This is a genomic window from Brevibacillus sp. 1238, from assembly GCF_029892995.1.
GTDB lineage: Bacteria > Bacillota > Bacilli > Brevibacillales > Brevibacillaceae > Brevibacillus > Brevibacillus parabrevis.
Genome location: NZ_JARXWC010000005.1, coordinates 126,179 through 138,111, shown reverse-complemented (window position 1 = coordinate 138,111; position 11,933 = coordinate 126,179). Strand labels below are relative to the sequence as shown.

14 protein-coding genes are annotated in these 11,933 nt (G+C 50.8%); all 14 read left to right on the top strand.

The window, feature by feature from the left end; translation table 11 throughout:
• The first annotated feature begins 1 nt into the window (after position 1).
• The 14 genes from nuoN to M2298_RS14175 all read left to right on the top strand — a co-directional run bounded on the left by nuoN (position 2) and on the right by M2298_RS14175 (position 11,911).
• A complete protein-coding gene (gene nuoN, locus M2298_RS14240; protein WP_122962604.1) occupies positions 2-1,528 on the top strand; it encodes an NADH-quinone oxidoreductase subunit NuoN in 1,527 nt (508 codons plus the stop codon).
• Positions 1,529-1,641: 113 nt separating this feature from the next.
• Entirely contained in the window at positions 1,642-1,872 is a 231-nt protein-coding gene (locus M2298_RS14235) for a DUF1146 family protein (protein ID WP_063229014.1), read from the top strand.
• Positions 1,873-1,973: 101 nt separating this feature from the next.
• On the top strand, positions 1,974-2,720 hold the full coding sequence (locus M2298_RS14230; RefSeq protein ID WP_122962605.1) for a YwmB family TATA-box binding protein: 747 nt from the start codon (positions 1,974-1,976) through the stop codon (positions 2,718-2,720).
• A gap of 18 nt (positions 2,721-2,738) precedes the next feature.
• Positions 2,739-4,064, top strand: a complete 1,326-nt coding sequence (gene murA, locus M2298_RS14225) for a UDP-N-acetylglucosamine 1-carboxyvinyltransferase (protein ID WP_122962606.1) — start codon at positions 2,739-2,741, stop codon at positions 4,062-4,064.
• Positions 4,065-4,307: 243 nt separating this feature from the next.
• Positions 4,308-5,324, top strand: coding sequence for a stage II sporulation protein D (gene spoIID / locus M2298_RS14220; RefSeq protein ID WP_122962607.1), 1,017 nt, complete (start codon positions 4,308-4,310; stop codon positions 5,322-5,324).
• 91 nt (positions 5,325-5,415) lie between these two features.
• Complete coding sequence (locus M2298_RS14215) at positions 5,416-6,141, top strand: M23 family metallopeptidase (protein WP_063229018.1); 726 nt, start codon at positions 5,416-5,418, stop codon at positions 6,139-6,141.
• Between the two features lie 182 nt (positions 6,142-6,323).
• The gene (gene spoIIID, locus M2298_RS14210; protein ID WP_005831806.1) at positions 6,324-6,611 is read left to right on the top strand and encodes a sporulation transcriptional regulator SpoIIID; all 288 of its coding nucleotides are present in this window, start codon (positions 6,324-6,326) and stop codon (positions 6,609-6,611) included.
• 77 nt (positions 6,612-6,688) lie between these two features.
• Entirely contained in the window at positions 6,689-7,705 is a 1,017-nt protein-coding gene (gene mreB / locus M2298_RS14205; protein WP_122962608.1) for a rod shape-determining protein, read from the top strand.
• Between the two features lie 6 nt (positions 7,706-7,711).
• Entirely contained in the window at positions 7,712-8,683 is a 972-nt protein-coding gene (locus M2298_RS14200; protein WP_173596376.1) for a flagellar hook-basal body protein, read from the top strand.
• A gap of 15 nt (positions 8,684-8,698) precedes the next feature.
• A complete protein-coding gene (locus M2298_RS14195) occupies positions 8,699-9,532 on the top strand; it encodes a flagellar hook-basal body protein (protein ID WP_122962610.1) in 834 nt (277 codons plus the stop codon).
• 24 nt (positions 9,533-9,556) lie between these two features.
• Complete coding sequence (locus M2298_RS14190) at positions 9,557-9,811, top strand: DNA-directed RNA polymerase subunit beta (protein ID WP_063229022.1); 255 nt, start codon at positions 9,557-9,559, stop codon at positions 9,809-9,811.
• A gap of 147 nt (positions 9,812-9,958) precedes the next feature.
• On the top strand, positions 9,959-10,480 hold the full coding sequence (locus M2298_RS14185; RefSeq protein WP_063229043.1) for a CDP-alcohol phosphatidyltransferase family protein: 522 nt from the start codon (positions 9,959-9,961) through the stop codon (positions 10,478-10,480).
• A gap of 164 nt (positions 10,481-10,644) precedes the next feature.
• Complete coding sequence (gene fabZ, locus M2298_RS14180; RefSeq protein ID WP_063229023.1) at positions 10,645-11,103, top strand: 3-hydroxyacyl-ACP dehydratase FabZ; 459 nt, start codon at positions 10,645-10,647, stop codon at positions 11,101-11,103.
• A 55-nt stretch (positions 11,104-11,158) separates the two neighbouring features.
• Entirely contained in the window at positions 11,159-11,911 is a 753-nt protein-coding gene (locus tag M2298_RS14175; protein ID WP_254456799.1) for a WecB/TagA/CpsF family glycosyltransferase, read from the top strand.
• Positions 11,912-11,933 lie beyond the last annotated feature (22 nt).

The following is an 11,933-nucleotide window of genomic DNA, read 5'->3' as shown; positions in this document are numbered from 1 at the left end:
CATGGACGTAAAAGATATATTCTCATATGACTGGAGCTACCTTCTGCCCGAATTTATCATTCTCGGATTTGCGACGTTTCTGTCGCTGCTGGATTTGTTTGCGGGCAAGCGTCTCGGTAGACAGGTGATCGGTTGGCTGTCGCTTGCAGGGGTAGTGTTGGCAGCGGTCTTTGTCTTCGTCAATGTGAATGTGCTCGACAAGCCGTACAGCTACATGGCGGACATGATCCGCATCGATGACTACGGCAATGCTTTCAAGCTGCTATTCCTGGCCGGGACGGCATTTGCGATTTTGCTCTCTCTTTCGTATCTGAAAAAGGGGGAGGTCACCCACACAGGAGAGTATTACTATTTGATGCTGACAGGACTTTTGGGGGCCATGGTCATGGCGTCTTCGGCAGACCTGATCACGCTGTTTGTCGGACTTGAGCTGCTGTCCCTGTCATCCTACGTGCTTGTGGGATTGAGAAAAAAGTCGCTGCAATCGAATGAATCAGCTTTTAAATACGTGGTATCGGGCGGAATCGCCACGGCCGTCATCTTGTTTGGGATGTCGTACGTGTACGGCTTGACGGGTACGACACATATTTACGAGATTTCGTTCCGTCTCGCAGAAGCGGGAATGGCGGGCTATCAGTTCCTCGTGTACATGGCATTTGCGTTTCTGGCGGTCGGGCTTGCTTTTAAAATATCCGCGGCGCCTAACCACATGTGGGCTCCGGATGTATACCAGGGCGCTCCGACTCCCGTAACGGCTTTTCTGGCCGTCGTATCAAAAGCGGCAGGCTTCTCGCTCGTATTCAGAGTCTTGCTGATCTCGTTTTTCAACGTTTCGAACGGAACGGATCGCTTCTTTTTCCAGGAGGCGAGTCTCTATCTCGGCATCATGGCGGCTGCTTCCATGATTATCGGGAACACGATGGCGCTCAGACAAACAAACGTCAAGCGCATGATGGCCTACTCGGGAATTGCGCAGGCGGGGTATATACTCGTTCCGTTTGTGCCGCCGACGACTTTGTTTTTCGGTGAAGTGATCTTCTACCTGTTCGGGTACATGCTCGTCAGCTTTGGTGCTTTTGCCGTCATCATGGTGGTGACACGTGAGCAGGGAACAGAAGATCTGAAAGGTTTTGCCGGTTTGTATCACCGTTCTCCTGTCATGGCGATTGCGATGAGCATTTTCCTTCTGTCGCTGGCAGGGATTCCTGTCACCGCAGGATTCTTCGGGAAATTCTATCTGTTCATGGGTGCGCTGGCCCAGGAAAATTACTGGCTGGCGGCAATCATGATCGTCACAAGCGTCATTTCCTACTATTATTACTTCGGGATTATCAGACAGATGTACATGCGTCAGGGAACGAGCGAAGCTCCGCTTGCCGTGCCAAAAGGCATTTGGACTCTGGTCCTCGTGCTGGCCATCCTGACAGTCGTGTTCGGGGCATTCCCTGGTCTGGTCACCGATTATGTGCAAGTTCATTTCAATCCGTCTTTTGACTTTGGGAATATGCTTCCTCCCAACTTTCAGTGACACTCGTAACGGATGGCTACATCATGTACAATAGAAGGGATAGCTCGCTTTTCGGGCTGTCCCTTTTTCTTTTGACGAAGATGGCTGACTGATCTGCATGAGGAGGAACAAGCATGCCGCAAGAAGTATACGGCGTATTGAGCATCGTCTTGTCGATTGTATTCATTGCACTCGCATGGTGGGCTCTGCAATCATTTCGTTTTGAAAAAATCTTGAAGCATCCGGCGGGAGCGCAAGCGAAGCTGCTGCAAATTTTACTGTCGATCGTAATCGGCTACGAAGTATCGCGATTTTTCCTCGATTATCTCGGCTGGTCCATGACGTTCGGCAATCTGTTTTCCTAATCGCCCAAACTTCATTCAGTTTGCTGGTATATCCACCCAGTTTCATGTGCAAAATGGGAAGTACAAAGAGATGTACGTGAAACATGGGGAGAGGATATAAAATGGGGAAATGGTCTGGCCTTCTTGTACTTGCTTTGTTGCTGGTCACTGGCGCTGTTTATTGGATGCCTGCGCAGGCGTCGGAAGCAAAACCTGTTGCGAGCAAGCTCTTGCAAACGCTTGAGGATTCGGGAGCGACGGGCGTGTCCATTCAGGTTCGTGCGAGAGTGGCGCTGGGGGAAGTACAGCGGCAGGAAGAAGTCACTGAGTTGGCAAAGATGTGGGCAAAACAGCTAGAGATTCCGCTTTCGCTCATCGAAGAATCGCGGAACCACGATGTTCTTATGTATCGAACGACATATAAGCAAAACGGCGTTTCCGTGCGCTACGAGATGACAAGTGTTCCTGAAAATGGTTCATTTGACACATATCTAGTGCTGCAGTTATCGGGAAGCCGTGAATCCCTACTATATATAGAGCAGATACAGGAAACCTTCGCGAAAGCCCTGAAAAATGCCGACTTTATTCCGCAAATTAGCACTTGTATTCGCGGATTGTACAATGTTAAGATGAGTGTTGACCAACAGGGGGGTAAAATTATGTCGATTTTTGCTACCCTCCAGGCAACAGAATTGGAACGTTTACAAGATGAGACGGTCGTCAGTATTTCTGGACATACCCCTATGTGGGAACCATTCATTGCGTTAAACGGGCAAAAGATGAATCTGCAGGTAGCGACTCACCGTGACAGCGGCAATGCTGGCACATGGGTTACTGTAGGTACACCAATCATCACAGTGGAATATTAGCACGCGGAGGGGTACACATTGGATAAAATTATTGTCCGTGGTGGTAAGGCATTGGCGGGTAATGTGAAAGTATCTGGCGCCAAAAATGCCGTACTCCCTATTATTGCAGCATCTATCCTGGCAGAAGAAGGCACATGCGTTATTTCGGATGTACCTGCTCTTGACGATGTCAGGACGATATGCGACCTCTTGAAATCGATGGGAATCTCCCTTACATATGATCATGAAGTGCTGACAATCAATGCTTCTGAGCTTACCAGCGTCGAAGCATCTTATGAACTGGTCCGCAAAATGCGTGCTTCTTTCCTGGTAATGGGGCCGCTTTTGGCTAGAAAAGGACAGGCTCGTGTCGCTCTTCCAGGTGGTTGTGCCATTGGTACCCGCCCGATCGACCAACACCTTAAAGGGTTTGAGGCTATGGGAGCCAAAATCGAGATCGGACAAGGGTTTATTGAAGCAAAAGCAGACGGGCGATTGAAAGGGGCAAAGATTTACCTCGATATCGCAAGCGTCGGCGCAACGGAAAATATCATGATGGCTGCCGCTTTGGCAGAAGGCACGACCGTGATTGAAAACGCAGCGGAGGAGCCGGAGATTGTCGATCTGGCCAACTTCCTGAACCGGATGGGAGCAAAAATCCGCGGTGCGGGAACAGGCTCTATCCGCATCGAAGGCGTGGAAAAGATGAAGGGCTGCACGCATTGCGTCATTCCTGACCGGATTGAAGCTGGAACCTTCATGGTGGCAGCAGCGATCACGGGTGGAGATGTATTCGTAGAAGGCGCGATTTGCGATCACCTGAAATCCGTAACAGCCAAGCTGCGTGAAATGGGCGTAGAGGTAGACGAGCAGGAAAACGGCATCCGCGTTCGCCGCACAGGTGCTCTGAAAGCTGTCGATCTCAAGACGCTGCCATATCCGGGCTTCCCGACTGACATGCAGTCGCAAATGATGGCGCTTTTGCTTGTTTCCGAAGGCACGAGCATCGTGACCGAGACGGTTTTTGAAAATCGTTTTATGCACGTGGAAGAGTTCCGCCGCATGAATGCCAATATCAAAATCGAAGGACGCAGTGCCATTGTGGAAGGCGGCTCCAAGCTGACCGGAAGCAAAGTGGCGGCAACCGATCTGCGCGCAGGTGCAGCTCTGGTGCTGGCTGGGTTGGTATCGGAAGGAGAGACAGAGGTAACGGCTCTTCACCATATCGACCGCGGGTATGTGAACTTCACGGAAAAGCTGTTGGCACTCGGAGCGGATGTGGAGCGCGTAACTCCTGAGGAGAAAAAGCGGGAAGCGGTTTTGCCAGATACGATCAAGGTAAGCTTCTCTCCTAATTTTGCGTAACGAATGTGTCAGCTATATGACAAACACGAAGATTCTCTGCGAAAGCAGGGGATCTTTTTTTTCGTTTGTGAAAATGGTCAGCGCGAAGACCCAAGCCAAGCTGCTTCCCCTTCCAATACGGCTCCGGCAGAGGTCTGCTTGCAGCTGTTGTCGCCCTCGCTACTCTCTTACTCTCTCGTTCTATCGGTCTTTTGCCATACATAGACTGAAAGTGTCTAGCACTTAACGGGGAGGATCACTTGGATGAAACGCTACTTGCTCATAGGGTTTATCACTTTGCCGATCTTGCTCGTCCTGATGCCGGCTGCTCTGGTTTATCTGTTTGCACCTTCGCACGAGTCCGCAGCATCCCCACATGAAGCCGTTCAGCAGCAGAACAAACCGGCGACAGCAGGAGCTGCCCAATCGCTTCCCATCAAGGTGTACCGTACCGAAAAAAAGGTTGTGGAAACATTGCCGCTGGAGACGTACATCGAAGGGGTAGTAGCGGCTGAGATGCCGGCCGAGTTCGAACTGGAAGCGTTGAAGGCCCAGGCGATGGCAGCGAGGACGTATATCGTACGCAGACTGAAGCAAGGGAAGTTCGATGATGTGCCCGCGGGAGGACAGGTGCTGGATACGGTCGCTCATCAGGTGTATATGGATGAAGCGCAGCGCCGTGCACGCTGGGGAGACCAGTACGAATGGAAAAGCAAGCGCATAGAGCAGGCTGTGCAAGCAACAGCGGGCGTCGTGCTGACTTATCAGGGAGAGCCGATTGACGCCACGTTCTTTTCCACCAGCAACGGCTTTACCGAGAACTCGAACGAATATTGGGAAAAGCCGATTCCGTACCTGAAAAGTGTGGCAAGTCCATGGGATATCGAATCCCCGCGCTACGAGGAAACAGTGGTCAAGTCCACGGCTGAGCTGGAAAAGGAATTGGGCGTGAAGCTTGTGCAGGAGGCTTCCTCCAACGGAGCCTGGTATCGGATTGAGTCGCGCACGACGGGAAATCGCGTGGGGAAAATCAGCATTGGCGGCAAGGAGTTTAGCGGGCGGGAATTTCGCGAAAAGCTGAACTTGAACTCGTCTTCTTTTACGTTGGAGCTGAGAGGCAACCAGGTGTTTATTACAACCAAAGGATACGGCCACGGAGTCGGCATGAGCCAATGGGGAGCAAACGGCATGGCCAAGAGCGGAAAAAATGCCGAGCAGATCGTGAAGCACTTCTACCAGGGAATCAACCTCCAGGATTACTCTCAAATCGTGCGCGCCTAGCGAAAAAGAACGCAAATTTTTACTTTTCCCTACTCTCTCAGGTTTATACGCCAAAATTCTGGCGATACTGAGGGATGAGGTGATGAATAAAATGGAAGATCAAAAGAATCAAAATCAACCGATTCCATTCAAGAAGGCAAGCTCCTGGAAAAAAGTTTTGGGTAAGAAGTGGGCGTTCCCCGCAATCTACATCGGAACCGCAGCAATCATTCTCGCTTTTGTGATGTGGTATCAGGGCAGCGTCATGGACACGGTATCCAAAGTGGCAAATGTCGGGGATAACGTGGCAGTGACAACTCCAGCGACTCCTGAGACACCGAAGCAAAACGATGAAGCGGTACCTGTGACAAGTGGCGTTCAACCGTTGGCATGGCCTGTAGGGAAAAATGTCCAGTATGAAATGGGAATGAGCTACTACGACGAACAAGCGTCCAAAGACGAGCAGCAAAAGGCGCTGGTCAAGTACAGCAACTCTTTTTACCCGCACACCGGAATTGATTTGAAAGCAACTGATGGCAAGAGCTTTGATGTCGTGGCTGCCCTCGCCGGAAAAGTCGTGAAGGTGGAAAACGATCCGCTCGTCGGCAAAACCGTTGAAGTGGAGCACGCTGACAAAATGGTGACGGTCTATCAAAGCCTGGAAAACACGACAGTCAAACCAGGTGATGAAGTGACCCAGGGCCAAGTGATCGGTTCAGCAGGCCGCAACGAGTTCGAGAAAGATTTCGGAGTGCATCTCCACTTCGAAGTACGTGTCGACGACAAGCCAGTGAATCCACAACAATATTTGATTCAAGCGGAAGCGAAAAATCAATAATTAGCGAAATGATGGAAAACACCCGTAAAATCAAGCGATTTGCGGGTGTTTTTTTGCTGTTGGTACAAACTGTTGAAAAAAGATGCGGCCGTGCTGGCTTGTCAGGCTTGGAAACGTAGAATATGTGTCCCTGCCCACCCATATATTGTATCAGACAATGTAGATACAAGGAGGCGAGTAATGTGCACGACTACATCAAAGAGCGGACCATCAAGATTGGCCGATATATTGTAGAGACGCGAAATACGGTTCGGATGATCGCCAAAGAATTCGGAGTTTCCAAAAGTACAGTGCACAAGGACTTGACGGAAAGGCTGCCTGAAATAAATCCGGAGTTGGCTAACCAAGTTAAGGAAATTTTGGAATATCACAAAGCTATCAGACATCTGCGGGGAGGCGAAGCGACTAAAATCAAATACAAGCGGCGTAGTAAAAAAGTCCGAGTTGAACAGGAGGAGAGCGTGCAATAAAGAATTTCCTTGTCCTCTCACGTAGAAGAGCCTATGATATTAGGTAGAAATGTAACTGGTAACAGGGAGGACCTTTCATGTTTGGCAAAGATATCGGAATCGACTTGGGGACGGCCAATGTCTTGGTGTATGTAAAAGGCAAGGGTGTTGTCCTAGACGAACCATCTGTCGTGGCAATAGATAGCAATTCTAGAAAAGTATTGGCCGTGGGGCACGAAGCGCATCGCATGGTGGGCCGAACCCCAGGAAATATCGTGGCGATCCGACCTTTGCGCGAAGGTGTTATTGCCGATTTTGAGATTACAGAAGCGATGCTGAAGCACTTTTTGAACAAAATCGGTGGAAAAAGCATGTTTGCACGTCCACGCATCCTGATTTGCTGCCCAACGAACATTACCTCGGTAGAGCAAAAGGCGATTCGCGAAGCAGCCGAGCGCAGTGGAGGCGCAAGACAGGTGTTTATCGAAGAAGAACCGAAAGTTGCCGCAGTTGGGGCAGGTATGGACATTTTTCAGCCGTCCGGCAATATGGTAGTGGATATCGGTGGGGGTACGACCGATGTAGCGGTGCTGTCGATGGGCGATATTGTCACGTCTTCCTCCATCAAAATAGCTGGGGACACATTCGATGTGGCTATTATGCGGTACATAAAAAATAAATACAAACTGCTGATCGGAGAGCGTACAGCTGAAGATATCAAGGTTCAAATCGGAACCGTATCCGGCGGGCGCCAGGACGAAATGGACATTCGTGGTCGGGACATGGTAAGCGGATTGCCGCAAACCATTACCATTCAATCCGGCGAAGTCCAAGAAGCCCTGGCCGAGTCGGTGAGTGCGATTGTACAAGCCTCGAAATCTGTTTTGGAACGAACACCTCCCGAGCTTTCTGCCGATATAATTGATAAGGGTGTTTTCCTGACTGGCGGCGGCGCACTTTTGCATGGCATCGACGAGATTTTGGCAGAGGAGCTGAAGGTTCCTGTGCTGGTAGCGGACGAGCCGATGATGTGTGTAGCCAAAGGAACCGGAATGATGCTGGACTATCTGGACAAGGTGCCGGCTCACTCGAATAAGCGATTATTCAGGGGGTAAGATTACGTGATCAGAGGCTTGTATACGTCTGCATCTGGCATGCTTGCCTTGCAAAACAGGCAAGATTCGCTGGCGAACAACCTGGCTAACATCAACACGCCTGGATACAAACAGGATGTTGGTGTCATGCGCGCTTTCCCGGAGCAGCTCCTTTCGCGCATGCGCGATTCCGAAGGACCTGATTTCCCGGGCGTTCCGACCATGCCTGGCCAGCCTGCGATCATCGGACGGCTGAACTCAGGGGTGTACATGTCGGAAGCGATCCCTGCCTTTACGCAAGGAGATATTGAAGAGACGCGCAATCCGTACGATGTGGCGCTTTTGGACAACCTCCAGCCTGATCAGGACGGAAATGAGCGCCGTCTGTTTTACAGCGTGGCACGGATTGAAGATTTGACCCAGCCAGCCCAGGAAGAAGATATTCGCTACACGCGGAACGGAAACTGGAGCGTCAATGCGGAAGGGTACCTGGTGACGCCAGACGGATATTACGTTCTCGACAATCAAAATCAGGCGATTCGGCTGAACAATGATCCGCTTACAGGGGTCAATGTCGGGCAAGACTTGAAGATCAATCAGGCTGGCGAGCTGTTGTACCGGGATTCGGTCAGCAAGGACTACCAGGTGTTGACCAACCACCAGAGGCTCGGCCTGAGCGTCGTGACAGACCCTCAGAAGCTGGTTCGTGAGGGAACGAACATTTTCCGCTATGAAGGAGACGCAGAGGTAAAAGCGATCGACATCGCGGAAGCGGAAGACCAGGCTGCATTGGCTGCCGGAGAGTACGATACGCCGACTGTTGCAGGCAGATACGGTACGCAGCAAGGATGGAGAGAGCGGTCCAATGTTGACCCGGCTCAAACTATGACAAGCATGATGAGCGTACTGCGTGCATACGAGGCAAACCAGCGAGTCATTACGACGATTGACGGTACGCTGGACAAGGCTGCTAATGAAATCGGACGAGTGAACGGATAATAGGGGGTAGGAAGGATGCAGTCGCTTAATATTTCCACATCGGCCATGCGCGGTATTCAACAGGCGTTGGACAATACGGCCAACAATCTGGCGAATATCGATACAAACGGATACAAGCGCAGGGTGGCATCGTTTTCCGAGCTTCTCTCCGATTCGATGACCGAGCAGCCGGCAGCGGATAATCAAAACCGCAATACGCCAGTAGGCTTGCGTGTTGGCAGTGGTGCACGTCTCGGCTTGTCGAAGCTGGATCTCGGACAAGGCAACGTCAAGATGACAGATGTGCCGACAGACGTAGCCATTGAAGGGCAAGGTTATTTTTTGGTCACGCATAAAATCAAAGATGCGAACGGTGCGGTTATCCAGGAAGAAAGCCGGCTGACACGAGATGGCTCCTTCAAGGTGCAGTTTGACGATGACGAAGGCGGCTACGTGCTGCACACGCCGTCGGGACACATTCTCACGGACAACAACGGAGTAAACATCGTGTTGCCTGAGCCAGTGCAAAATATCGAGATTACGCCAGAGGGCGCGTTGACAGCAAACGGAGTCGCCTATGGCAACATTGGCATCTGGAAAGTGGATAATCCCGATCAACTGAAACAGGTGGGGCAAAACTTGTTCGACGCAGAGCTTGCTTCCGGAGAAAATCCTGCGACCAAGTATGCTAACGCGATTGATGAAGGAATTGCCACGTTGCGTCAAGGAGCGCTCGAAGGCTCCAATGTAACGATGACAGAAGAGATGTCGCAACTGGTGAACATTCAGCGTGCCTATCAGTTGAACTCACGGGCGATTGGCATCAGCGACCAAATGATGGGCATTGCCAACTCGTTGCGCAGCAGATAATCAGTGATGACGGAGGAGAGGAGCATGGAACAAGGGAAGGGCAGAAGGTTCCCGCGTGATACCGAAGAGGTTAGGACGAAGCCGAGAGAGCGGGAACGGAGCGGCAGAAACTGGCGAGTGACGATTGCCAAAATTGTGCTGGTCCCGATCCTGTTGTTTTTCTCTCTCGTCATCGGTTTGGCAATCGGGTACGGAGTTGTGGGACACAAGCCGACAGCGGAAGTATTTGATCTTGGCACGTACAAACACATGTGGGACTTGCTGTTTGCAAACACGTAAGCATCCAAGAGAAAAAGCAAGGTGGACAAGCCCGAACCTGATGGTTGGGGCTGCCTGTTTTTTAGAGGGACTTGTTGCACAGTTTGTCCACAGAGTATAATAGATCGAGTGGTTGAAAAAGGAAGCGACGATTCTTACTACGGAGGGATGTCCGTGAATCTTCCTAATTTGCTTACGATCTTTCGCATCGTGCTCATCCCTTTGTACCTGTATGTCTTTTTTTCCGGGATTCCGTACCACGTTGAAATCGCTCTGGCTATCCTGATTTTGGCGGGAGTCACGGACATTGCAGATGGGTACATCGCGCGGAAACATAAGCTTGTAACCACAATCGGTATGATGTTGGATCCTCTGGCAGACAAGTTAATGATGTTGGCGGTGATCGCCTCATTGTTTTTGACAGAGCGGATCAGCGTTTGGGCCGCCCTGTTTTTCTTTTTGCGTGATTTGGCTATGATTATTACAGGAGCTGTTTATCACTTCCGGGGCAAAAAAACGGTGCCGGCAAACGCGTTTGGCAAGTTGACAACGGTTCTTTTGTATGTGGTCATCCCGCTTGCTATGTACCGATTCCCATACAGCGAAGCGATTTTGTGGACGGTAATCGCGTTCTCGTTCATTACGAGCGCGATCTACTTGGGGAAGTTTCGTCTGTTAAACCGCACGTAAGGGATGGATAAAAGAGCACTTCCCGTTTGGGGAGGAAGTGCCCTTGTTATTTTAACCCCGCTGTGCCGACATGTCGGAGGCGGGAGTTATGTTTATTCTCAGTTTGCCAACTGGTCTTCATGCACGGACAAGTCTAGATAAGTATGGAAATGGAGCGATTACATATGGAAATCAAAGCACCGCTTGATATCATGCAAATTCAGGAAATCATTCCTCATCGCTATCCTTTTTTGCTGGTGGACAAGATTGAAGAGCTGGAGCAAGGAAAACGGGCAGTCGGAATCAAAAACGTCACTGTCAACGAGCCGTTTTTCCAAGGACATTTCCCTGGTTATCCAGTCATGCCTGGCGTCCTGATTGTGGAAGCACTGGCGCAAGTTGGAGCTGTAGCGATGCTCAGCATGGAAGAACATCAAGGCAAAATCGGACTTTTTGCCGGGATTGACGGGTTCCGTTTCAAAGATCAGGTGAAGCCTGGCGACACGCTGACACTCGACGTTGAGCTTACACGCGTGCGCGGTACGGTAGGCAAAGGATACGGGAAAGCGATCGTTAATGGGAAAGTAGTCGCAGAAGGCGAATTGATGTTTGCGCTGACTGCAGGAAATAAAGCACATTCATGATCATCTTGAATGTGCTTTTCTTTTCGGGTAAAATGGCTAGTGGGCAACTTATATAATGAAGGTGAAAACATTGGCCAAACAGGTCGCAACCATATTAGGTGTGCCATTTTCAACTCGTGGCTTCCACGAGACAGTCACATATATCGCAGAGCGTATTGAAAACGGCCAAAAGACCCATGTCGTAACCGCCAATCCCGAGATCGTCATGTTGGCGCGGGAAAATCGCGCGTTTCAGTCGATTGTGGAACAAGCCTATGTCGTTCCGGATGGAATCGGGATCGTCTACGCTGCGAAATGGACGAATCAACCCATTCGTGAGCGCGTTACGGGCGTGGAGCTGCTGGAAGCATTGATGACGGAAGCGAACAAGCACCAGTGGGGCGTCTACCTGCTGGGAGCCAAGCCGGATGTCATCAGTCTGGCTGCGGAAAAGCTGGCTGCTCGCTACCCGAACGCACGTCTCGTCGGGTATCGGAACGGATTTTTCCGGGCAGAGGACGAGGAAAAGATTGTACAGGAGATCGCAGAAGCCAAGCCGGAGTTGCTGTTCGTTGCGCTCGGCGCGCCACGGCAGGACGAGTGGATGGTAAAATATCGCGATCGGCTGAATGCCTCGATGATGATGGGGGTAGGCGGCAGCTTTGATGTCATCTCCGGAAAAGTAAAACGAGCGCCAGAAATTTGGCAAAAATTGCATTTGGAATGGTTTTACCGACTAGCTTCGCAGCCTTCTCGCTGGAAGCGTCAGCTGGCTATTCCCCGGTTTGTTTTGACCGTATTAAAAGAAAAATGGAGTAGCCGTTCCTAGATGCATCCGTAGAGAGGAGAAC